Genomic DNA, 22,479 nt, shown 5'->3' on the forward strand with positions numbered 1-22,479 from the left:
CTGTTAAATTTCAACAAAGTTTACTTTTGGATATAAAGTTGTGTGTAACAATGACACCACAATATCTTACTATCTATCAAAAATTTAGTTTTAAATCTATATTAATAGTTACTTTTTTCGCCTTATTTGCTGCAATTTTTTACGGGATTCTAAAACGATGGGATAAAAGTTCAAGTGAAACTATCAATTAACTTAATTATACTAAGAAAGAAGTTCTTTTAATTGAGGTAATAAATTTTCTAAGGCAAGTCCCCGATGACTAATTTGATCTTTTGTTTCGGAAGAAATTTCGGCAAAAGTTTGCCCAATTTTTGGCACATAAAAAATAGGATCATAACCAAAACCTCCTTGTCCTTTTCTTTGGGTTAAAATTTCCCCTCGACAGATTCCTTCACTTTGCAAGATAATTTTACCATCCCCAGAGGCGATCGCCACGGCGCATACAAATTGACCTTGACGATTATTTTTCCCTTCTAATTCCCTTAAAACTCGGTCGATACATTCTTCTGGTGTGGGGGCATACCGTGCCGAAAAAAGCCCGGGTGCTCCGTCTAAAGCATCAATCATTAAACCAGAGTCATCGGCGATCGCCCATTCTCCCATAGCCAAAGCTACCTGACTCGCTTTTAAGATAGCATTTTCCATAAAAGTTGAGCCAGTTTCTTCTACTTCTAAATCTTTTGACTTTAAAACCAATTCAATATCTAACCCCTGCAAATAACCTTCTATTTCCTTTAGTTTTCCCTGATTACTTGTCGCCAATACTAACTTTCTCATAAATAGCAGAATACTTTTGAAATCTATAAATAATTATTTATATTTAAAATAAAACGAAAAAATAGCTATTAGGAATCAGCCATCAGTCCTAAATAAACACTGAGAGCCGATCATTCCTAGCTAATGGCATTGATAAAAATTTCCACTAATCAAAGTAAAACAACGTAACAACCTTTCTTTGCTCCTCCGCTTCTTCGCAAGTTTTCATAAGAGTATGACTGTCATGAAAAGCAAAACAGATTAGCTGTTGACAACGAGAAATAATTTCTCGGTTACAATCCGCACTCGCTTCCCCCAAAGAGAGATGATTATGATCTGGATTTTCTACCAAGTGAATTACCTTCTGTAGTTGTTCTTGAGACTCCTTGGGCTGACGATCTAGGCTCTGAGGTAAAATTACCGTCAAAAGATTAGGGTCAGCCCTCATGGCTCCTCTAATAGCGGCAGAATTGGTTCCTGCCGCCCCAGAGGTTATCAAACGGTTACCACCCAATACAAGGGCGTAACTCATCATCTCAATTAGGTGTAAATGAGTTATTGGAACATGGCGTGAACCTAGCAAAGCGATTTTTTTTGAGCTAGTTTGCTGAATAGCTGCTAGTTCTTGTGCTAGGGTGTCTAAATTTGGAATTTCTAATGCTTGACTCAAAGACTATTAATTTATCCTTAAATTTCCCATGCTATTCTAGCAAATGATTCATCATTCCGATCCAGTAATCTTTAATTTTTCTGTTTTTTTTTGAAAACTTGCCTTTTATGGTGGCTGATGATATAATATAAAGCTGTTGTAACAAGGACGTATAGCTCAGTTGGTTAGAGTACATCGTTGACATCGATGGGGTCACTGGTTCGAATCCAGTTACGTCCATATAAAGGTTTATAAAATTGGTGTACAGTGTTAAATTAATTAATTGTCACCAGCGGTAATTTTTTGTGCCGTGAAGAATGTGTTACGGATTCTTTTTTAATTTATAGTTATGACAAAAAAACGACTTAACTATAAAGATAGTTTACAATAAATCACTTATAAGAAATCATAAAGATTTTATAAAAAAATAAACTTAGTAGTTTTTTAAATTGAGAAATACTGCCTTTATCCTAATTTTTAATAATGAGCAATAACAAGGTAAATTATGAATTATTTAAATATTGACTACTAACTATCCTCCCCCATAATAGATAATAGTTTATTTTTTTTTATTTTTTGAATATCAAAAATGCTTAAAACAGACTTGTTAATGTATCGTTTTGATGGGGAAACGATTATTCCCAAAAAATTACCTCTTAATAAAAATAATCTTTTTCTAGCTTGTGAGCAAATAGATTGTTTTCAAACCTGTATGGGAAAAACTCAAGCTTATCTGGATAATAAACTAAAAGAGTTGGAAGGGGATAGCCCTGATTATCGTCTAAAAAGGGGTTTGGCTCATCTTTTAAAAAATCACTTTAGTACCTTTGAAATCGTTAGTCCTTTGATGCCTTCTAAGTTGCGAGAAAGGGTTTTTTCCTATAGTGCTAATTCTTTGCCTATACCTGATAATAAAGAATCTGTGCTAAGTGCGATCGCCCTTAACCTAACCAAAGAGGTACAAAGGGAAGTATTACCCCAAGAAATCGAACAAGGATTGTACGCCGACTTACAAGAAAATCGTATCCTCACAGAATTTGAAACCCCCCAACCAGAAACCCTCATCCACCGCTACAATCTTTCTCAAGTACAAGGTATTTTTTACAGAGCAAGTGAAATCACCATCCACGCCCACCGTAACCAACCAGGGGAATATAAACAACTATTCCGTTACCTCAAACTATTTGAGTTGATGGTATATGTAGAAGGAGATGCCGACACAGGTTTTACCATCTCCATTGATGGGCCTACCAGTCTTTTCAAAGCCAATACCCGTTACGGTTTAGCCTTAGCAAAAATGATTCCTGCCCTGCTTCATGTGCGTAAATGGAGTTTAGAAGCCACTCTGAGAATGAAAGATAACTACACCAACCGCATCAAAGAAAAACGCTTTCATCTTGATGATAGTTGCGATTTAGTAAGTCATTATGGGATTAATACCACCTATGACAGTTTACTAGAAGAATCCTTTGCCAAACGGTGGGAAAAAATGGATACCCCATGGCGCTTAGAAAGAGAAGTGGACTTGTTGCCTGTGCCTGGTAGTGTGATGATTCCAGATTTTCGTATTGTCCATCCTGACGGGAGAGATTTTTTATTGGAAATAGTTGGTTATTGGAGTCCTCAATATTTGCAAAAGAAATTTTATCAAACTCAGAAAGTAGAAAGGGATAACTTGATTTTAGCTATTTCCGAGCGTTTGAATTTGGCGAAAGCGGGAGTTAATTTTAAAGATTTACCGAATCAAATTGTCTGGTTTAAAAATAAATTGTCACCAAAGGATGTACTAAGTATCATCGATCGCCCATAATAACCTAGACTATATACATTATGGCGAATTCTAGTAATATATAGGTTCAGAGAACGAACTTTTATCCATGACTAATCACGAACCTATTACCCCCAGCGAAAACCAAAATCCTGTCCTCGATACTGAGCCTTGGTTTAATCTGAGTAAATATAACCAAAACCATTTTGATAGGGGAAAACCTCTATGGTTTATCTTGTTGTGGTGGATAGTAGAAGGGATTATCTTTCCCCTGACTCCTCACAATTTTAATGGAGTGAGACGGACATTATTAAAACTTTTTGGGGCAAAAGTTGGTAAACAGGTAGTTATTCGCTCTAGTGCTAGATTTTTATATCCTTGGAAGGTGGAAATCGGTGATTATAGTTGGATAGGCGATCGCACTTACTTTTATAGTTTAGATAAAATTATCATTGGCTCTCACGCTGTCATTTCTCAACATAGCTACCTTTGCACAGGAAGCCATGATTATAACCAAACTACCTTCGACTTAATAACATCTCCTATTATGATCGGTAATGGGGTTTGGGTTGCCAGTGATTGTTTTATTGCTCCAGGAGTCCACATTGGTGCTAATACCGTCATCGGCACCCGTAGTACTGTTTTACATAATATTCCCAGTGCTAAAATCGCTTGGGGTACTCCTTGCAAGGTAAAGTGCGATCGAAAACCTCCCCATAATGTTAATGGGTAAATTTTTTCACTACCACGATCCATTATCAATTATTTAAAAGTGTCTTTCGTAGGCTGCCACAATTTTTTGCACCAAAGGATGACGAATTACATCAGCTTGGGTAAGGTTACAAAAACCAATTCCTTCCACATCTTGCAAAATTTTAGAAGCGACAATTAACCCTGATTGCTGTTGATTAGGTAAATCCGTTTGAGTTATATCCCCTGTTACTACCATTTTAGAACCAAAACCAAGACGAGTTAACACCATTTTTAACTGGGCTGGAGTGGTATTTTGTGCTTCATCAACAATAACGAAAGCATTACTTAAAGTTCTACCCCTCATATAAGCAATGGGGGCTACTTCTATTTTTCCCTTTTCGATTAGTTCAGGAATTTTGATCGGTTCAATGAATTGATATAAAGCATCATACAAAGGACGCAAAAAAGGATCTACTTTTTGTTGTAAATCCCCCGGCAAAAAACCTAGTTTCTCTCCCGCTTCCACCGCTGGGCGAGTTAGAATCAACCTTTCACACTCATCATTCAACAGGGCTTGCACTGCTAAAACCGCCGCTAAAAATGTTTTTCCTGTACCAGCCGGACCAATGCCAAAGGTAATATCATATTTTTGAATAGTCTGGACGTATTGTCTTTGTTTAAAAGTTTTAGCACGGATTGACTCACCGTTACGGGTACGGGCTAAGACTTCTTTTTGTATTCCCTCATACTCTTCCATTTTGTTGGTATCTAGGGCATGAAATACCACTAATATATCGGACTGAGTAATGGGTTTTGTTTCTAGCCACAAGGTTTCCAAGGCTTTGACTATTTCAATACTTCTGGCTACGGGTTTGGCTTTACCATAAATGGCTAAATCTTGCCCCTGCAAAGAGAGATTCGCTCCCGTCATTCTAGCTATATATTTTAGGTTTTCTTCTTGTTTACCCGCAAGGGCGATCGCACTTTCGATACTAGGAAGGGAAATAGTTTGAGAATCTTCTGACATTTAGTAATGAATAATTAGTTAAGAATTTATTACACTTTAACATCTCATTTTACTCTTATTTTTTCTTCTCAACTGCCTCATAACCCAAATAAACTTTAAAATATAAAAAATCTTAGACTTTGCCTCTTTTTTATTTTATGAGATCATTTTCTAATGTGATAGAAACTTATGTATTTTCAGTGCAAACAAAAGCAGTTTTATTATTTCAAGCTACTTTTAACGGGTACGAGTAGGAAGTCCCTAGTTTCAGTGTAACGAACTAGGGATGAAAACGAGTCCTAACGTGTTATAGTATAGTTGGTCATTGACCCACCTAGCTGACTAAGAGGCCCCGCAAGTCGGATAAAGTATGTACTCGGCAGAGACTAGGGACGCAACTACCAGTAATATAAAAGGTCGCAAGACGCTGGGAGGAAGCAAATAGAATTTTAGTTCTATGGGTCTGCGGAAGGTGGACTCCTGCTCGGGTTCTAGTTTAGGCTAGATAAAGGTAGCAATACCAGAAATGCTGAGTAAGACTCGACAACACTTAGATTAGGTTCGGAGTATTGTAAAGCATTGGCAGATGAGACGAGAAGCACACATTTCAGCAAAGCGAATGTGGGTACTTCACTAGTCCCTCATAAGAGAGTAGAAGTCAAGAAAAAAGAAAATTTGCTGATAATTTGTAACATCAGAATCATCAGACAGTAATAAAGAGGTGAAAAAATCAGTATGGACAGTTTAGAATTGATAATGTAATAAAAATGTAAAAATTCACTGTCAACTGTCAGCTAAAATCGGAATATGAGTAAATACGATGTCATAGTAATCGGCTCAGGTATTGGTGGCTTAGTAACCGCTACTCAATTGGCCGCCAAAGGTATAAAAGTATTAGTTTTAGAACGTTACCTTATCCCGGGAGGCAGTGCAGGGTATTTTGAAAGGGAAGGTTATCGCTTTGATGTGGGTGCTTCGATGATTTTTGGTTTTGGTACTGAAGGTACTACCAATCTATTAACCCGTGCCTTGGATGCAGTGGATATGAACATGGAAACCTATGCAGATCCAGTACAAATACACTATCATTTACCTGATAATTTAGACCTAAAAGTTCACCGAGACTATGACAAGTTTTTACAGGAATTATACGCCCGTTTTCCTGATGAGGAGGAGGGCATCAAAAAGTTTTATGATGAATGTTGGAAGGTGTTTAATTGTCTCAACACCATGGAATTACTTTCTTTAGAAGAAGTTCGTTATTTAACGAGGGTATTTTTCCAGCATCCTCTTGCCTGTTTGGGTTTAGTCAAATATTTACCCCTCAATGTGGGAGATATTGCCCGTAAGCATATCAGAAACCCTGAGTTGTTGAAGTTTATCGATATGGAGTGTTATTGTTGGTCGGTGGTACCCGCTGATAAAACTCCCATGATTAATGCTGGGATGGTATTTTCTGATCGTCATTATGGTGGTATTAATTATCCTAAAGGGGGAGTGGGACAAATTGCCCTCAAGTTAGTGGAAGGTTTAGAGAATCATGGGGGCGAAATTCACTATGGGGCAAGGGTTACAGAGATTGTTACTCAGGGCAACTGTGCGATCGCCGTTAGACTAGCCGACGGTACAGAATATCAAGCCGAAAGGATAGTTTCCAATGCCACCCGTTGGGATACCTTCGAGAAATTAATAGAAAAAGAAAAACCAGCCAAAGAAAAAAGATGGGAAAACAACTATAAACAATCCCCCAGTTTCCTCAGTCTTCATTTAGGGGTTGATGGGAAAGTGTTACCCCATGGCACAGAATGCCATCATATCATCCTTGAAAATTGGTCAAACTTAGAAGCCGAACAAGGTACCATATTTGTATCCATTCCCACCCTTCTCGATCCCAGTTTAGCTCCTGAAGGTTATCATATTATTCATACCTTTACCCCCAGTTACATCGACTACTGGAAAGGCTTATCAGGGGAACAATATGAGTACAAAAAAGAAGAAGCAGCAGGAAGATTAATTGAGCGTTTAGAAAAAATATTCCCCGGTTTAGACGCAGGTTTAGACTATATGGAAATAGGTACTCCTCGCACCCATCGACGCTTCTTAAATCGAGATAATGGTACTTATGGCCCCATTCCCCGTCGTAAATTAAAAGGTTTATTATCCATGCCCTTCAACCGCACCGCCATTAAAAATCTTTATTGTGTGGGAGATAGTACATTCCCCGGGCAGGGTTTAAATGCGGTAGCTTTTTCTGGTTTTAGTTGCGCTCACCGCATCGCCGTTGATTTAGGTTATTAAAAAAGACTGTGGTTTTGCCCCAAATCCCGCAATTTTGGGGACTTATCTTATAAGAGTTGTTGGGGTAAAAAGGTGGGCAATGCCACCCAACTCATTATCAATTATCCATTCTCAATTAATAACTACCATCCCCAACTACCAGGCTCCCCTTTAAAAGGACCTACAATATTAGAAGTAATCCAACCACCATAGAAATTACCTGGCTGGGGAGTAACTTTTTCTCCGTCAACATAGCATCCATCCATGGGAAAGGCATAGAAAGCCACATAATTTGTTATTTCCTTAAATGCTTCCGTGGGCTGGGAATAATACCATGCCACTTTTGTTAACATTTTATCTTCTACTTGGACGGTGTAATATTGTGCCATGCCTTTCCATTCACAAAAAGACTGTCCAGGGGCGGGGGTTAAATATTCCATTTTAATGTCTGCGGGGGGAAGGTAATAAACGGGGGGATGACTGGTTTCCAAGACACGGTAAGCGCTTTTGGTATCGGCAATTTTTACGCCATTGCAAATGATGTGGATGGGGGCTTCTACAGCTTCTAGTCTTGGGGGGCGAGGGTAATCCCATACGGATTCTTGCCCGGGCTGAGGGGTTATTTTTTCTATTTTGTTAAACATGATTATTTATTTTTTGAGAAGAATTTATTAATTGAGGCTTAGTTTTTAGATAAAAATGCTATAACTAATATTATAATTATCAACACAATAACTAAGATTATGAAACAAATAACTAAGATTATGAAACAAATAACTATTAATGTTGATGAGCATATTTATAAGGCTTTTCATTTAGCTTCACAGACAAAAAAACAAGAGTTAAGTGATTTAATTTCTGTTTATTTGGATTCGTTTTGGAAGCAAAAAAATTTAATTGAAGTGATGGAAACCATTGCTGATAATGCCGAAAAAAGAGGTTTAACCTCCGAGATTTTAGCTCAACTCTTGGAAGATTAATAGGCTACGCTTAGTTTTAGATACTAATATCTTTATTAGTGCTTTATTATCAAAAAAATCTTTACCTTTTCAGGTTGTTAAAAATGCCTTTTATCATCAGATTTTATTAGCTTCTGATGAAACTTTAGGGGAGTTAAAAAGGGTTTTGATGAGGAAAAAATTTGATAAATATTTATCTAATGAAGAACGGTATATTTTTTTTGGCGCGGTTCTTGACTACGGTGGAAAAAATTACTATTACACAATATTTTGATGCTTGTCGTGACTCCAAGGATAATTGTTTTTTAGATTTAGCCGTATCAGGAAAAGCTGATTTCATTATTTCAGGGGATGATGATTTATTGGTATTAAATCCTTTTGAGGATATACCAATTATCACTGTCCAAGTTTTTGCTAATAATTTTCTGGAAATTTGATGGTTAGTTGCATAGTAGAGTTGTTGCGAAATAGGTTTTTTGAAAGATTCAGTCCTAATTTAACAAGGGTTTCAGATACGCAGATATTTAATTCGCAACAAGTCTAGTATTTAGTTTATTTCTTGCCTAAATCCCACTACTTTACCGATAACTGCGATCGCAGGGGCTTCAAATCCTGATGATTCTATTTTATCAAGAATATTCTCAAGATTACCATACAACTCCTCTTGGTCGGGGCGTGTACCCCAACGAATAAGGGCAATTTGGGTTTGCGGTGTCAACCCTGCTTCGATTAATTGAGGGATGATTTGATGGAGGTTATGGATACCCATATAAATAACTATCGTTTCTGAGCCACGGGCGATCGCACTCCAATCCACATTAGGACGATATTTTCCCACCGATTCATGACCAGTAACAAAAGTAACCGATGAACTATAACCCCTATGGGTAACAGGAATACCAGCGTAGGCAGGAGCCGCAATGCCCGAAGTAATACCAGGCACCACCTCCACAGGTATCCCCGCTTTGATTAAATCTGTCATTTCTTCTCCTCCCCGACCAAAAACAAAGGGATCTCCCCCCTTTAGGCGCACCACGATGGCGTGTTCACGAGCTTTTTCGATCAAAATTTCATTGGTTTCGTTTTGGGGTAAAGAATGACGACCACGGCGTTTTCCTGCGTTAATTTTTTCGGCGTAGGGACTAATTATATTTAAAATTTCTTCGCTAACCAAAGCATCATACACGACCACATCTGCCAATTCTAACAGGGATTTTCCCTTAACCGTAAGCAATCCAGGGTCTCCAGGACCTGCACCCACTAAATAAACTGTTCCAACAAAAGAATTTTGACTCATAAATTAAGGGCGATCGCCAAGGGAGTTAATACACAAAAAAGCACTCTAACTATTAAAACAATAACTAAAGCAAAAATTATTATCCGTTAATTTTAATACATTCTCCACCCCCTTGGATTAAGGTCTGGTTTTTATATACTCTTGATATGAACCTTTTTGCAAAACCATCGTTGCGAGAAGGGGAAGTAAAGGAGGAGAAAAGAAATAACCCTGCCCAAATGAACATCCGTGGCGTTGTAACCAAATTTTTTGCTCCACAGCCTCAACTCCTTCCGCGATTACCGACATACCAATGGATTTTGACAAAACAATAATAGATTCTGTAATTAATTGATTATGACCATTTAACTCTAAATTATGGACAAAACTACGGTCAATTTTGAGAATATCCACGGGTAAACGATGTAAATAACTAAAACAGGAATACCCCGTACCAAAATCATCAATACTAATAGAAATATTTCTTTCTTTTATTTTGTATAGTAAATTAGAAGTTGACTCAAAATTTTCAATTAACATACTTTCAGTAATTTCTAAAGTCAAAGTATTTGGCAATATTTGATGACGAAAAAGAATATTATCTAAAGTCTCAATTAAACAATAATTTAACTGTTTTACCGATAAATTAACACTTAACTTTAAAGGAGAGTTAAATTGCTTTTGCCATATGGATAGTTGTTGACAGGCTGTGTCTAAAATCCATTCTCCAAGGGGAATAATTAACCCCATTTCTTCGGCAATGGAGATAAATTTTAGGGGAGAAATTAACCCCTTTTGTGGATGTTGCCAACGAATTAAGGCCTCAAAACCTTCAATAGAGCCAGATTTTAGGTTAACCACTGGTTGGTAATTTAAAATAAACTGATTATTTTCGAGGGCATTGCGCAAGTCATTTTCCATTTGTAGCCTTTCAACGGCTTGGGAGTGCATAATAGGATCAAAAATAGCATATTTTCCTTTGCCACTTTGTTTTGCCTTATACATGGCTATATCAGCGTCTCTTAGGATACTTTCGGCATTTTCCCTTCTCTCACTACTTGTGGTAATACCAATGCTGGTTTGAATAAAAACTTCTTTATTATCCAGCACCAAAGGGGATTTTAAGGCTTGAATAATTCTTTGGGCAACCACGATGGCTTCTTGAATACCATCAATATCTTCTAACAAAACTACAAATTCATCTCCTCCCAATCTAACGGCAATATCTATTTCCCTGATAAATCCTTGTAGTAATTTTGCCATGGCAACTAACAATTTATCTCCTGTAGAATGCCCTAAACTATCGTTAATTATCTTGAAATTATCTAAGTCTAAAAATAAGACGGCAAATCTTACGTTGTGATCACGTTTTTGTTTTTGTATCGCTAATTCTAGTCTTTGGGTCAATAAATCTCTATTGGCTAAGCCTGTTAATTTGTCATGGAAGGCATTGTGTTTTAATTGTTGCTCGGCTAAGATGCGATCGCTTATATTTGTTACAGTACCAATATAACCCCTCACTTTCTGATGGTCATCATATTCTGGTAAACATTGCCCAAACACCCATATAATCGATTTATCAGGGCGTTGAAAACGATATTCTAAATCAAAAATCACACCTTTTTTAATGGAATTTGTCCAATGGATTGTTTTTTCCTTGTCTTCAGGATGAATACCCATTAACCATCCTTCTGTTTTGATTTGTTGCTCTGATAAACCCATCAATTCACAACAGTATTCATTGACGTATAAACAATTAAAATCTTTATCTGTTTTAAATACTCCCACGGGGATATGATTGGTCAGATGAATATAACTTTCTTCACTTTCTCGTAAATTCTGTTCTACAATTTTTCGGCGATTTACCTCTTTTTTGAGAAAATAATTCCATAAAACTACAAAAACTAATCCAAAAAAAGGTATGTAAATAATAAAATCCATGATAATTTTTCTTATGTCTTGCCAACCAAACACTTTTTGAGGCTCAAGCCATGTATTCATCGCTTGATAGTAGCTAGAGTTGGGATCATCTATTAATTGTTCCATAACCAGATCTAATTCTGGTAATATATTTTTTGAATCATCATTCTGAGTAATAAAGTGTAAACGGGCTGGATTAATTAAAATATTAGTTTTAACAATACTATATTTATTAGCTTCCTTCGTTGCAAAAAAATTATTAACTATTCCTGCATCTATCTCTCCCTTTTCTAAAAGAGCAAAAACTTCATCAAAACTATCGACTTCTACAAGGGTTGGATAGATTCCAAAAGCCTGTATTTCTTTTTCTAAAACATCTTGTTGAATGCTTGATCTTAATATTCCAATTCTTTTGTTATCTAATTCTAATATTGAGTTTAATTCTAATCCTTGTCTGGCGTATATTTGTGACCAACTGGCTAATACTACGTTACTATTAAAGCTAAAGGTGCGATCGCGCTCAGGGGAATAAGCCACATCAACCATCAAATCTAAACCATCTTCTTCTACCAGATTTAAACATTCACTCCAAATACAGGGTACATAAACTATTGACCAATTATTTATTCTCGCAATATCATCAACTATATCAACCCAAAAACCAGCAGGATTACCACTATCATCCACAAATACTTTTGGACTATTTTGATAAATTCCCACTTTTATATCTCTTTCTAAATTATGGGAAATTTGTTCTGATAAAGTTGCTTGTCCTACTAGCATAAGACAACAACAAGTTACTAAAACGATACTATACCTTAAACTTTTTAAATATTTCCAAGGATTTTTTTTCATTTTATAGTATGTATATAACTCGGTTTAATGTAGTGATCCATAGATATGTATTTTGGCTATATTTTAGATATAAATAGTAACTATTTTTATTTATTTACTCATAGGATTTTTCTGGTTAAAAAATGAATATACTTTGAATAATTTAAGCAATAAATCCAAAGAAATAATGCCTTTATAGATACAAAAAAGCAGTGTTATTAGGTAGAAAGTTATTCAATAATTGGGAATATTCTAACCTGTTGGACAGTGCCATAAAGATAATATATCTTTACAAACTGATTAAATTTGATTATTATTCTCTTCTTCTTTTCTTAATTATTATAGTCCTTCAAATATGAAAGCGGTTACTCAAAAAAGAGTAAACAAGGCAAGGACTGAATTCTTGTATATTAGAGATACGCAAAAATTTATTATATGTTTAATTTTTATTGAAAATATGACCAACAATAATCGCCGATATAATATCATTACCTTCGGTTGTCAAATGAATAAGGCAGACTCCGAGCGCATGGCAGGAATATTGGAAACCATGGGTTATGATTTTACCGAAGATCCTAACGAAGCTAATGTGATTGTATATAATACTTGTAGTATCAGGGATAATGCTGAGCAAAAAGTTTATTCCTATTTGGGCAGACAGGCAAAAAGGAAACATAAAGAAGACGATTTAACCCTTGTGGTAGCTGGTTGTGTCGCACAACAGGAAGGAGAGCAACTTTTAAGGCGTGTTCCTGAAATTGACCTTATTATGGGGCCTCAACATGCCAATCGCCTTGATAGTCTGTTGGATCAAGTATTTGCAGGAAATCAAATCGTAGCCACTGAGCCTGTGCATATTTTTGAAGATATTACCAAACCCCGCAGAGAAAGCAGTGTTTCGGCTTGGGTAAATATTATTTATGGTTGCAATGAAAGATGTAGTTATTGTGTAGTGCCAAATACTAGGGGCGTGGAGCAATCTCGCACCCCCGAAGCTATTAAGGCGGAAATTGAAGAACTTGCCCGTCAGGGTTATACGGAAATAACTTTATTAGGTCAAAATATTGATGCCTACGGCCGTGATTTACCTGGTACAACGGAAACAGGCAGAAATAAGCATACTTTGACGGATTTACTCTATTTTATCCATGATGTGGAAGGGATCGAGCGCATTCGTTTTGCTACCTCCCATCCCCGCTATTTTACGGAGCGTTTAATCAAGGCTTGTCATGAGTTGCCCAAGGTGTGTGAACATTTCCATATTCCTTTTCAGTCGGGGGATAATGATGTTTTAAAAGCCATGAAGCGCGGTTATACCCATGAGCGTTATCGAGATATTATCAATAAAATTCGTGGTTATATGCCCGATGCGGCTATTAGTGGCGATGCCATTGTAGGTTTTCCTGGGGAAACGGAGGAACAATTTGAGAATACTTTAAAGTTAGTGGAGGATATTGGTTTTGATCTGTTGAATACGGCGGCTTATTCTCCTCGTCCTCAAACTCCTGCGGCAGAATGGGAAAATCAGCTTAGTGAGGAGGTAAAGGGCGATCGCCTGGCGCGCCTAAATCATTTAGTATCAGTCAAGGCGGCGGAACGTTCTCAACGGTATCTTGGTAAAATTGAGCAGGTATTGGTAGAGGATGTTAATCCCAAGGATGCTACTCAGGTAGTGGGTAGGACAGATGGTAATCGTCTTACTTTCTTTGCAGGGGATATAAATGAGTTAAAAGGGAAAATTGTCCCCGTGAAAATTACTCAGGTAAGGGCTTTTAGCCTCACAGGGGAAGCACTAACTTTGGTGGAGGCTTAATTTAGGTTTTAAGGGTTTAGGAGATAGTTAAACTATTTTCTATTCCCTATTTCCCTACTGTGGTTGAATAGCATCGATGATATTCAAAAGTTCGATGAGTTTTTCCTTAACAGATTCGTGAGAATATTCGTCTTCAGGATGGGCAGGTTGTCCTGGTTTTTGGAAGTAAGGGCGATCGCCACTTATTTGTCCAGACTTAAGATCAACCTGTTTCACAAAGTCATAGTATAGATTATCATTGCCCATAATCTCCTCAATAATAGCTCTCAGAGCCGACAAAGGATCCGTTTCATGACTACCAATGTTACTATCTCCCCCATTCACCAAATCTTGTAAAACAGCTTGCAATGCGCCAGAATTATCCCGTAAATTATTACTAATAAATAACTTAATTTCTGTTTTTAACCTGATAATAAAAGGCACAGGAGACTCCCCCTTCAAAAATCCTCCTCCTTCCTGCCCAATTAAATCCGCTAAAGAAAATTGTCTGCCCTGCAAAGCATCCCGACGCAATTCTAAATCTCTTTCTCTATCTTGGTCTGATTCACTCATAATAATAATCTTAAATTGATCTTACTTGTTTTAATCATCTTGTGTTACTGCTACCAAACTAACTAGCCTGAGTAAGTAAGTGGGCATAATTAAATCGATTTAGGCAAGGGGTTTAAACCCCTTGTTCATAAGAGTCTTAATAGAATAAGAGCTATAATTAATTTCGCCAACCTACTTAACTATTTTTTTAAACCAACTCTCAAACCTATCTCCCCACACATCCAAAGAATACTCCTTTTCCACCACCAAGCGACAAACATAACGGTTAATGGTAGATAACTTATTAATAGCCTCCACCAAACCATCCACACTATCAGGAGTTACCAAAAATCCCGTCTTACCATCCTCCACGATTTCCGAAGGGCCACCCCTAGCATAAGCAATGACAGGAACACCACAAGCCAAAGCCTCAATGGCCACATTCCCAAAAGCCTCTATCCAGCGAGGAGTCATTAATAATCCTTGACATTCCCTTAATTCTTGTTGTAAATCTTGGGTAGATAAAAAACCTCGATAATCAATGGGGGCATCAGGATATTGAGCGAGAATTTTTTGCCAATATTCCTCATCTTGAATTTTACCAAAAATTAATAAAGGAATTTGGGTAATATCACAGGCTTTTACCGCATCTTCCAGGGCTTTTTCTGGGGCAATTCTTCCTAACCATGCCAGTTTTTTATCAAATTTTTCACTATATTGATATAACGACAAATCCAACCCACTGCCCAATATTTCGCACCTCTGACTAAAAGGAAAAGTATCTGCCTGAGACTTGGTATAGACTCCAAAATTGTGGGGATATTGTTGGGCAGTTTTATCCATAATCTCATCAAGGCTATCAGATAAAGAACCCATGCTGATAAATTGAGCGATGGGGGTAGAGAAAAAAGGTGTTAAGTAAAAAGGAAGCCAATCAAAGGCAAAGTTAACAATCAAGTCATAATCTGACTGTACTTTTCTGGCATATTCCCACATATTCGCCAAAACGGAGTTTTCGGGCATGATAGTAGGAATATCTCTAGTTTGGGTTTGGGCTGGTATATGCACACTACCTTCTATTTCGATAATTTTGGCATTGGCAAAGTAAGAGTCTTGGGGGGCTACGGTGGTGATGTCATACCCTCTTTTTTGCATCTCTTGGATGAGGTTGTATAGGGTTAATTCTACACCGCCCCCAATGCCTGAGCTTAAAGCACCCACAGGGGTTGACATAAATAACAGTTTGTGCATTTTAATAAAAAATAATAGCTAGTTTTTTGTTTGCCTATGGTTAATTGTTACATTGAGGGAATTTTTAATCAATTGCCATGGAAACTTCCTCGTAAGGGTCAGTATTTGTAGAAGAAAGAGTGGTGAAAGTTAATTAAATTTGGAAAAGTGGCATTAATGAGACAAAATATTGCAGAATGTTAAATAGGTAAACCAAAAGTTAACAATGATTCCGTGAACAACCAAATATTAGAAACAAAAATTAATAGACCAGAAGTCAGGAACGTGATCATAACCATTTCCAGTGTTATTTTGTTAACAACGGTAATAATTCTCTCATTTTGGTTGTTACCTTCTAAAAATCCCTACATCATCGAAGTATTGTCTTATCAAGGTAATGGGGAAAGGGGAGAGGCAATTTTTAATGTTAACTGTGCTGGGTGCCATGGAATACAAGGGGTAGGAAATGTGGGCCCCACATTAACCAATGTTTCTAAACGCAAATCGGAACAGAGTATTATTAATCAGGTAATTAGTGGTAAAACTCCCCCTATGCCCAAATTTCAACCTTCTGCCGAGGAGATGGCGGATTTATTGGCTTATTTACGAGAGTTGAATTAATCGGAATATTATTCTTTAACAAGGGGCTTAAGTCCCTTGCCTATTTTCTGCCTCCATGGTCGCCACATATTCCCTTGTTTGTAAATCAATACCTGTGATGGCAGTACCCACAACCACCGCAAAAGCTCCCATTTCGAGGGCTTTTTTTGCTTCTTGGGGGGTTTTGATACCTCCTTCACAAATAATAGGTTTATCGATGGTGGTTACTAATTGTTTAAGAAAGTCAAAGTTAGGGGGAGTTTTGTGGGCGGTATCTTCTGTATAACCGTAGAGGGTAGTACCGATAAAGTCTGCTCCTGCTTGGCTAGAGGCGATCGCACTTTCCATGGTATCAATATCAGCCATCACCAAACGACCTAAATTTGATTTAATTTTAGCAATAATATCGATCATTTGTTCCCCACGAGGACGAGGGCGCAAGGTGCCATCCACCGCAATTATATCCGCCCCCGCTTCGCTTACTGCCACGGCATCTTCATATCGGGGGGTAATATATACTGAAGAATTAAGCCCCATTTGCTTCCATAAACCGATAATGGGAATATCAGGCGCTAATGAACGCACTGCCTGGATGTGGCTTGGGCTATCGATTCTGACTCCTTTTGCCCCATTCATAATGGATGCAAGGGCGATCGCACCTATCATCTGGGGTTGATGCAAAGGAGAATCACTAGGCGCCTGACAAGAAACAATTAAACTCGATTTAAGAACATCCATCAATTTTGAAATTATGATTTATCGACTATGGGTTACCACTAAGTTAATTACTCAAACAATCAAAAATGCACAAGATTAGGTGAAGTAGACTCTAATTGTCCATGGTTCATCGCCCATTGTCAATTGCTTAAGTTATCAATTATCAAATTAAGCTACCATGGATAGGACGTTATCATAATTTCAAAAGAAATTATCAACAAAATACAAGGCGTATTATCTAAACCTCTGGTACCATGGAAGACTCTTTCACTCTGACTTTACTGATCATCATAACCGTATTTGCAGGGATTAGTTCTCAAGTATTGGGAGAATTTTTTAAAATACCCAGTATCGTTTTCCTGCTCATATTTGGGGTGCTATTAGGTAGAGACGGTTTAGGCATATTACAGCCAGAACTTTTAGGAGTAGGATTAGAAGTATTAGTAGCCCTTGCGGTGGCCATTATTTTGTTTGAAGGGGGCTTAAACCTAGAACTAAAACAGCTAGACAAAGTATCAGGCAGTTTACGTAACCTTGTCACCATCGGCACCCTAATTACTTTTATTTTGGGTGGTATGGCCGCCCACTGGTTAGCCGAATTTCCTTGGGAAATCGCCTTTTTATACGCATCTTTGGTGGTTGTTACTGGCCCCACGGTAGTCGGTCCATTATTAAAACAAGTGGCCGTAGATAAGCGTGTGGCTACCTTATTGGAGGGGGAAGGGGTATTAATTGATCCTGTGGGTGCTATTCTGGCTGTGGTAGTACTAGATACCATTCTCAATAGTTCTGCTTATTCCTTTGAAATTGTCACAGGATTATTATTCCGTCTGGGCATTGGGGCGGTTATCGGCGGTGTCAGCGGTTGGTTATTAGGCTCATTTCAGAAAAACGCCAATTTTGTGCCAGAAGAATTAAAAAATTTAGTAGTCTTGGCGGGGGTGTGGGGTACTTTTGGACTATCCCAGATGATTATTAGTGAGTCAGGGTTAATGGCAACGGTGACGGCAGGGATTGTGGTAAGGGCTTCTGACATTCCAGAAGAAAGGCTATTGTTGCGCTTCAAGGGGCAGTTAACAGTGTTGTGTGTGTCGGTTTTATTTATCCTCTTGGCGGCGGACTTGTCCATTGACAGTATTTTCGCTTTGGGATGGGGTAGTGTTTTTACAGTATTGGTACTGATGTTCTTGGTTCGTCCTCTCAGTATTTTGATTTGTACTTGGAATAGTGACCTTAATTGGCGACAAAAAACCTTTCTGGCATGGATTGCCCCCAGAGGTATTGTCTCGGCTTCTGTGGCTTCCTTATTCTCGATTCTGTTAACCCAAAATGGCATCAACGGGGGAGATTCTATCAAGGGTTTAGTTTTCCTTACCATCATGATGACGGTTTTTGCCCAAGGTTTGAGTGCGGGGGCGGTGGCAAATTTACTCAAAATCAAGTCCAATTATGCGGGGGGGGCTGTGATTGTTGGTTGTAATCAGTTGGGGCGTTTAATTGGGCGCATTTATCAAAATGAAGGGGAATCGGTGGTTTTGATTGATACGGATAAGGATGCTTGTGAGAAGGCTAAACAGGACAATTTACCTGTGTTTGAGAGTAGTGGTTTGGATCCTGAAGTGATGGAAAAGGCTGATATTACGTCCGTAGGCACTTTAGTTGCCCTTACAAATAATGGGGATGTTAATTTAATGATTGCACAAAGGGCGATCGAGGAGTTTGCACCGCCGAAGGTATTGGCTATTTTCCCGTTGCAAAATGATAATAATGTTAAGGCAAATAAGCAAAAAATTAATCAACCTTTTATCAATGAGTTGCCTGTGAAGGTTTGGAATCAATATCTCCAAGATGGTTTATTTAGGCTTGGTAAAACGGTGATTAGGGGTAAGGGTGATGCTATCGATTTTCAGCAGGTACATATCCAAGCGTTGATTACTTCGGGGGAAATGTTGCCTTTGTTGGTACGTCGAAATGGTAAGTTAGATATTATTCAAGCTAATGAGGAATGGAAGTTAGGGGATGAAATTATTTATCTTCTTCATGATCCTCGTCCGCAATTATTAAAACGTTTATCGGGGGTAAGTGCTTCTTCCCGTCTCAATTTGGAAAAATTACCGAAGGTAGAGGAGATTCCTTTGTCGGTGAACATCAAACAAGCATAGTTAGGTAACAATTGATAGTTGATAATGGGCAAAGCAAGGGGCAAGGAGTCATGGATGGGCGCAAGGGGTAATGGATGAGGCAAGGAGTAATGGATGGGGGCAAAGGGCTTAAGCCCCTTGTTAAAGAAGGGTTGCAGGGTTTGTGTATTTAAAGGGCTAATTTATTATTTTTATTAATTTTTAAATTTTTTTATGGCAATTAGAGCAAAAAAACAGTTTGGACAGCATTGGTTAACTAGCGACATCGCTTTAAATAATATTATTCGTACTGCTCAATTAAGTAAGGGCGATCGCATTTTAGAAATAGGGCCCGGTACAGGGGTTTTAACTAAAAGAATGTTGCCCTATGTAGATAAATTGTTAGCCATTGAAATTGACCGAGATTTATGTAAATTATTGGTCAAAGAGTATGGAGAAAAAGATAATTTTTTATTATTAGAAGGAGACTTTTTAGAGTTAGATATTCCTGATATTTTAGGTAATTTTCCTCATTTTAGTAATTATAATAAAGTAGTTGCTAATATTCCTTATAATATCACTGGTCCTATTATTGAAAAACTCCTCGGGACTATTTCTAGTCCTAACCCCAACCCTTTAGAATCAATCGTTTTACTCATTCAAAAGGAAGTGGGCGATCGCCTCGTAGCCGAACCCAACAACAAAATTTATGGAGCATTATCTGTCAGAGTTCAATATTTAGCAGAGTGTGAAATTGTCTGTGAAGTACCTGCAAAAGATTTTCGTCCTCGCCCCAAAGTTGATTCAGTGGTAGTCAAAATTACCCCCAGAAAGTTAGAAAAAGAAGTTAATAATTCTAAGTTTTTGGAAACTATTATAAAACTAGGCTTTTCTAGTAGAAGAAAGATGTTAAAAAATAACTTAAAATCTATTGTTGATAACGATAAATTAGAAGAAGTTTTAACAAATTTAAACTTAAATACCCTTGCAAGGGCAGAAAATTTAAGCCTTACTGATTGGATTTTATTAAGTGATGAATTAGAAAAAATTTAAGTAGGGTGCGCTGAAAAATCAAGTCATAGGGCAAGGGGTTTAAACCCCTTGTTAAACAATAGTAAAATATAAGCTGTATGTAAGAATTATATTTATTAAAGTTTTTTAAGCCCAATGCGTTTAAGTTTTTGATTAACTTCCAATACCCTTACCCTGACAACCTCTCCCACTTTTATCACCTCATTGGTATCCTCAATAAACCTATCCGCCAATTGAGAAATATGAATTAACCCATCCTGATGGACACCCACATCCACAAAAGCCCCAAAATTAACCACATTAGTCACAACCCCTTCCAACTCCATTCCCTCTTGTAGGTCACTAATTTCGTTGATACCCTCCCTAAAAGTAGCATACTTAAATTCGGCACGGGGATCTCTACCCGGTTTTTCCAATTCTTGGCGAATATCCTCTAGGGTAGGTAAACCAACGGTATCGGTGACATATTTTCGTAAGTCTAACTGGTGAATATGGTTACTGAATTTATTAATTTGGTCTAGGGAGATGTTAATATCTTGGGCAATGGCTTCTACGATGGTATAACTTTCGGGATGTACCGCTGTATTATCTAAAGGATTTTTGCCCCCCTGAATTTTGAGAAAACCTGCCGCCAATTCAAAGGTTTTTGCCCCTAATTTTTTCACCTTGAGCAATTCTTTACGGCTTTTAAATGCGCCATTTTCATTACGATAATTGACGATGTTGTTGGCAATGGTGGGGTTAATGCCAGAGACGAAGGTTAATAATTCTTGGGAAGCGGTGTTTAAATCTACTCCCACATAGTTAACGCAACTTTCCACGGTTTCTTCTAGTTTTTTCTTGAGCAATTTTTGGTCAACGTCATGTTGATATTGTCCGACACCGATGGATTTAGGGTCAATTTTGACTAACTCCGCCAAAGGGTCTTGTAATCTTCTGCCGATGCTAATGGCGCCCCTAACGGTAATGTCCAAATCTGGAAATTCTGATATGGCTATGTCACTGGCGGAATAGATGGAAGCCCCCGATTCATTGACCATCACCTTAATGGGTTTGGGGTTCAAAGGGGCGATCGCCTCGGTAACAAATTGCTCGGTTTCCCGTCCTGCTGTGCCGTTGCCGATGGCAATTAATTCTATACTATACTTTTTTATAAGATTTTGAATTGTAGTCGTGGAAGTCTGTCTTTTTTGAGCCCCTGTGTGGGGAAATATGGCTTGATAGTCGAGAAATTGTCCTGTTTCGGAGAGAATAGCTACTTTACAACCTGTTCTAAATCCGGGATCAATGGCCATGGTGGGTTTCATACCTGCAGGGGCAGATAATAGTAATTCTCGCAAATTCGCTTCAAAGGTTTTGATGGATTCACCGTCAGCCCATGCTTTTTTTTCTGCCCTTACGTCTCTTAATAAAGTTGGTTTCATGAGGCGATTAAAACTATCTTTGATGGTATCTTGATAGAAATTGCGTAGGGTTTTATCTTTGGTTTTGATGATTTTTGATTCTAGGTAATGGAGGCTTTTTTCTTCATCAAAGGTAATATCAACGGTCAATATTTTTTCATGCTCTCCCCTATATAAGGCAAGAATATTATGGGGGGCAATTTTGGTTAGTTTTGCCTGAAATTTACGATACATTTCATATTTTGTGGTGCCTTCTTCATAGTCTTTTTTTACTTGAGAAACAAACCAACCATCATTTAAAATAAAGTCTCTTAAATAAGCTCTTAAATTGGCTTTTTCTCCTATTTCTTCGGCTAATATATCCCCTGCCCCTGTGATGGCTTCTTCGAGGGTTTTTACTTCGTCATTGAGATATTTTTGAGCTTCTTTTTCTAGGTTAAAGGATGTAGTTTGAGGTTTATTATTTTCTTTGATTAATTCGGCTAGGGGGGTTAATCCTTTTTCCCTTGCCATGGTGGCACGGGTTCGCCGTTTGGTCTTGAAGGGTAGATATAGATCTTCTAATTCATTTTTTTGTAAACAAGCGGTAATTTGGGCTTTTAATGAGTCGCTCAGTTGATTTTTAAGGGCGATCGCCTCTAGTATTACTTGTTTCCGATTTTCTAATTCTTGTAAATAGTTAAAACGCTCTTCAATATCTCTCAACTCTATTTCATTAAGAGAATTTGTCACCTCTTTACGGTAACGGGCAATAAAGGGAATTGTTGCTCCTTCTGAAAATAGGTTTAAAGCACTATTTACTTGGCTAATATTTAGGGATAATTCTTGAGCGATAATTTGAGGAATGTTAATCATTTAGCTTGATAATATTTGCAAATAATTTTAGTAATATTTT

The 22,479-nt window shown here is 37.7% G+C and carries 20 protein-coding genes and 1 tRNA gene; 11 read left to right on the top strand and 10 right to left on the bottom strand.

The window, feature by feature from the left end; genetic code table 11:
• Positions 1 to 201 precede the first annotated feature (201 nt).
• Together rdgB and A5482_RS09650 are read right to left on the bottom strand one after the other, a co-directional pair.
• Complete coding sequence (gene rdgB, locus A5482_RS09645) at positions 202 to 777, bottom strand: RdgB/HAM1 family non-canonical purine NTP pyrophosphatase (protein ID WP_069789248.1); 576 nt, start codon at positions 775 to 777, stop codon at positions 202 to 204.
• A 145-nt stretch (positions 778 to 922) separates the two neighbouring features.
• Positions 923 to 1,426: a DNA recombination-mediator protein A gene (locus A5482_RS09650; protein ID WP_069789247.1), complete on the bottom strand. Its 504-nt coding sequence runs from the start codon at positions 1,424 to 1,426 to the stop codon at positions 923 to 925.
• 145 nt (positions 1,427 to 1,571) lie between these two features.
• On the opposite strand from A5482_RS09650, the gene A5482_RS09655 reads away from it, so the two are divergent.
• The 3 genes from A5482_RS09655 to A5482_RS09665 all read left to right on the top strand — a co-directional run bounded on the left by A5482_RS09655 (position 1,572) and on the right by A5482_RS09665 (position 3,906).
• A tRNA-Val gene (locus tag A5482_RS09655) sits at positions 1,572 to 1,645 on the top strand.
• Positions 1,646 to 1,994: 349 nt separating this feature from the next.
• On the top strand, positions 1,995 to 3,215 hold the full coding sequence (locus tag A5482_RS09660) for a DUF790 family protein (RefSeq protein WP_069789246.1): 1,221 nt from the start codon (positions 1,995 to 1,997) through the stop codon (positions 3,213 to 3,215).
• 67 nt (positions 3,216 to 3,282) lie between these two features.
• Positions 3,283 to 3,906: a WcaF family extracellular polysaccharide biosynthesis acetyltransferase gene (locus tag A5482_RS09665; protein ID WP_069789245.1), complete on the top strand. Its 624-nt coding sequence runs from the start codon at positions 3,283 to 3,285 to the stop codon at positions 3,904 to 3,906.
• Between the two features lie 33 nt (positions 3,907 to 3,939).
• Here A5482_RS09665 and A5482_RS09670 read toward each other — a convergent pair whose 3' ends face one another.
• Positions 3,940 to 4,893 carry a PhoH family protein gene (locus A5482_RS09670; protein ID WP_069789244.1) on the bottom strand — a complete coding sequence of 318 codons (954 nt, stop codon included), beginning with the start codon at positions 4,891 to 4,893 and terminating at the stop codon, positions 3,940 to 3,942.
• Between the two features lie 786 nt (positions 4,894 to 5,679).
• On the opposite strand from A5482_RS09670, the gene crtH reads away from it, so the two are divergent.
• Positions 5,680 to 7,170, top strand: coding sequence for a carotenoid isomerase (gene crtH, locus A5482_RS09675; protein ID WP_069789243.1), 1,491 nt, complete (start codon positions 5,680 to 5,682; stop codon positions 7,168 to 7,170).
• A gap of 122 nt (positions 7,171 to 7,292) precedes the next feature.
• Here the strand turns inward: crtH and A5482_RS09680 are convergent, their stop codons facing one another.
• Positions 7,293 to 7,793, bottom strand: a complete 501-nt coding sequence (locus tag A5482_RS09680; protein ID WP_069789242.1) for a DUF427 domain-containing protein — start codon at positions 7,791 to 7,793, stop codon at positions 7,293 to 7,295.
• A gap of 99 nt (positions 7,794 to 7,892) precedes the next feature.
• On the opposite strand from A5482_RS09680, the gene A5482_RS09685 reads away from it, so the two are divergent.
• Genes A5482_RS09685 through A5482_RS09695 form a run of 3 tightly spaced genes read left to right on the top strand, consistent with a single transcriptional unit; the run spans position 7,893 to position 8,545 of the window.
• Complete coding sequence (locus A5482_RS09685) at positions 7,893 to 8,129, top strand: hypothetical protein (RefSeq protein WP_083260346.1); 237 nt, start codon at positions 7,893 to 7,895, stop codon at positions 8,127 to 8,129.
• Positions 8,130 to 8,163: 34 nt separating this feature from the next.
• A complete protein-coding gene (locus tag A5482_RS09690) occupies positions 8,164 to 8,382 on the top strand; it encodes a hypothetical protein (RefSeq protein WP_446684841.1) in 219 nt (72 codons plus the stop codon).
• Entirely contained in the window at positions 8,309 to 8,545 is a 237-nt protein-coding gene (locus A5482_RS09695; RefSeq protein ID WP_369816668.1) for a putative toxin-antitoxin system toxin component, PIN family, read from the top strand. The genes A5482_RS09690 and A5482_RS09695 overlap by 74 nt, the downstream gene beginning before the upstream one ends.
• Positions 8,546 to 8,655: 110 nt before the next feature.
• Here the strand turns inward: A5482_RS09695 and cobA are convergent, their stop codons facing one another.
• The gene (gene cobA, locus A5482_RS09700) at positions 8,656 to 9,405 is read right to left on the bottom strand and encodes a uroporphyrinogen-III C-methyltransferase (RefSeq protein ID WP_069789241.1); all 750 of its coding nucleotides are present in this window, start codon (positions 9,403 to 9,405) and stop codon (positions 8,656 to 8,658) included.
• A 117-nt stretch (positions 9,406 to 9,522) separates the two neighbouring features.
• Positions 9,523 to 12,159: an EAL domain-containing protein gene (locus tag A5482_RS09705; RefSeq protein ID WP_083260345.1), complete on the bottom strand. Its 2,637-nt coding sequence runs from the start codon at positions 12,157 to 12,159 to the stop codon at positions 9,523 to 9,525.
• Between the two features lie 436 nt (positions 12,160 to 12,595).
• Between A5482_RS09705 and miaB the strand changes: the two genes are divergently transcribed.
• Positions 12,596 to 13,951 carry a tRNA (N6-isopentenyl adenosine(37)-C2)-methylthiotransferase MiaB gene (gene miaB, locus A5482_RS09710; RefSeq protein WP_069789287.1) on the top strand — a complete coding sequence of 452 codons (1,356 nt, stop codon included), beginning with the start codon at positions 12,596 to 12,598 and terminating at the stop codon, positions 13,949 to 13,951.
• Between the two features lie 54 nt (positions 13,952 to 14,005).
• Here miaB and A5482_RS09715 read toward each other — a convergent pair whose 3' ends face one another.
• Together A5482_RS09715 and A5482_RS09720 are read right to left on the bottom strand one after the other, a co-directional pair.
• A complete protein-coding gene (locus tag A5482_RS09715) occupies positions 14,006 to 14,503 on the bottom strand; it encodes a hypothetical protein (protein ID WP_069789240.1) in 498 nt (165 codons plus the stop codon).
• 171 nt (positions 14,504 to 14,674) lie between these two features.
• On the bottom strand, positions 14,675 to 15,733 hold the full coding sequence (locus A5482_RS09720; protein ID WP_069789239.1) for a glycosyltransferase family 4 protein: 1,059 nt from the start codon (positions 15,731 to 15,733) through the stop codon (positions 14,675 to 14,677).
• 213 nt (positions 15,734 to 15,946) lie between these two features.
• Between A5482_RS09720 and A5482_RS09725 the strand changes: the two genes are divergently transcribed.
• Entirely contained in the window at positions 15,947 to 16,333 is a 387-nt protein-coding gene (locus A5482_RS09725; protein ID WP_069789238.1) for a c-type cytochrome, read from the top strand.
• 27 nt (positions 16,334 to 16,360) lie between these two features.
• Here the strand turns inward: A5482_RS09725 and A5482_RS09730 are convergent, their stop codons facing one another.
• The gene (locus tag A5482_RS09730) at positions 16,361 to 17,050 is read right to left on the bottom strand and encodes an N-acetylmannosamine-6-phosphate 2-epimerase (protein WP_069789237.1); all 690 of its coding nucleotides are present in this window, start codon (positions 17,048 to 17,050) and stop codon (positions 16,361 to 16,363) included.
• Between the two features lie 233 nt (positions 17,051 to 17,283).
• Between A5482_RS09730 and A5482_RS09735 the strand changes: the two genes are divergently transcribed.
• Together A5482_RS09735 and rsmA are read left to right on the top strand one after the other, a co-directional pair.
• Positions 17,284 to 19,191 (top strand): cation:proton antiporter, encoded by a 1,908-nt coding sequence (locus tag A5482_RS09735; RefSeq protein ID WP_446684757.1) that lies wholly within the window; start codon positions 17,284 to 17,286, stop codon positions 19,189 to 19,191.
• A 192-nt stretch (positions 19,192 to 19,383) separates the two neighbouring features.
• The gene (rsmA, locus tag A5482_RS09740) at positions 19,384 to 20,202 is read left to right on the top strand and encodes a 16S rRNA (adenine(1518)-N(6)/adenine(1519)-N(6))-dimethyltransferase RsmA (protein WP_069789236.1); all 819 of its coding nucleotides are present in this window, start codon (positions 19,384 to 19,386) and stop codon (positions 20,200 to 20,202) included.
• 95 nt (positions 20,203 to 20,297) lie between these two features.
• Here the strand turns inward: rsmA and A5482_RS09745 are convergent, their stop codons facing one another.
• Positions 20,298 to 22,439 (bottom strand): Tex family protein, encoded by a 2,142-nt coding sequence (locus tag A5482_RS09745; protein WP_069789235.1) that lies wholly within the window; start codon positions 22,437 to 22,439, stop codon positions 20,298 to 20,300.
• Between the last annotated feature and the right edge of the window lie 40 nt (positions 22,440 to 22,479).

It is taken from the genome of Cyanobacterium sp. IPPAS B-1200, assembly GCF_001747005.2.
Lineage (GTDB): Bacteria > Cyanobacteriota > Cyanobacteriia > Cyanobacteriales > Cyanobacteriaceae > Cyanobacterium.

Coding starts and splice junctions, on each gene's coding strand:
- A5482_RS09680 (WP_069789242.1), bottom strand. CDS start 7,793: ATGTTTAACAAAATAGAAAAAATAACCCCTCAGCCCGGGCAAGAATCC.
- rsmA (WP_069789236.1), top strand. CDS start 19,384: ATGGCAATTAGAGCAAAAAAACAGTTTGGACAGCATTGGTTAACTAGC.
- crtH (WP_069789243.1), top strand. CDS start 5,680: ATGAGTAAATACGATGTCATAGTAATCGGCTCAGGTATTGGTGGCTTA.
- A5482_RS09730 (WP_069789237.1), bottom strand. CDS start 17,050: ATGGATGTTCTTAAATCGAGTTTAATTGTTTCTTGTCAGGCGCCTAGT.
- A5482_RS09705 (WP_083260345.1), bottom strand. CDS start 12,159: ATGAAAAAAAATCCTTGGAAATATTTAAAAAGTTTAAGGTATAGTATC.
- A5482_RS09720 (WP_069789239.1), bottom strand. CDS start 15,733: ATGCACAAACTGTTATTTATGTCAACCCCTGTGGGTGCTTTAAGCTCA.
- A5482_RS09670 (WP_069789244.1), bottom strand. CDS start 4,893: ATGTCAGAAGATTCTCAAACTATTTCCCTTCCTAGTATCGAAAGTGCG.
- cobA (WP_069789241.1), bottom strand. CDS start 9,405: ATGAGTCAAAATTCTTTTGTTGGAACAGTTTATTTAGTGGGTGCAGGT.
- A5482_RS09735 (WP_446684757.1), top strand. CDS start 17,284: ATGGAAGACTCTTTCACTCTGACTTTACTGATCATCATAACCGTATTT.
- miaB (WP_069789287.1), top strand. CDS start 12,596: ATGACCAACAATAATCGCCGATATAATATCATTACCTTCGGTTGTCAA.
- A5482_RS09685 (WP_083260346.1), top strand. CDS start 7,893: ATGAAACAAATAACTAAGATTATGAAACAAATAACTATTAATGTTGAT.
- A5482_RS09660 (WP_069789246.1), top strand. CDS start 1,995: ATGCTTAAAACAGACTTGTTAATGTATCGTTTTGATGGGGAAACGATT.
- A5482_RS09695 (WP_369816668.1), top strand. CDS start 8,309: ATGAAGAACGGTATATTTTTTTTGGCGCGGTTCTTGACTACGGTGGAA.
- A5482_RS09745 (WP_069789235.1), bottom strand. CDS start 22,439: ATGATTAACATTCCTCAAATTATCGCTCAAGAATTATCCCTAAATATT.
- A5482_RS09665 (WP_069789245.1), top strand. CDS start 3,283: ATGACTAATCACGAACCTATTACCCCCAGCGAAAACCAAAATCCTGTC.
- rdgB (WP_069789248.1), bottom strand. CDS start 777: ATGAGAAAGTTAGTATTGGCGACAAGTAATCAGGGAAAACTAAAGGAA.
- A5482_RS09715 (WP_069789240.1), bottom strand. CDS start 14,503: ATGAGTGAATCAGACCAAGATAGAGAAAGAGATTTAGAATTGCGTCGG.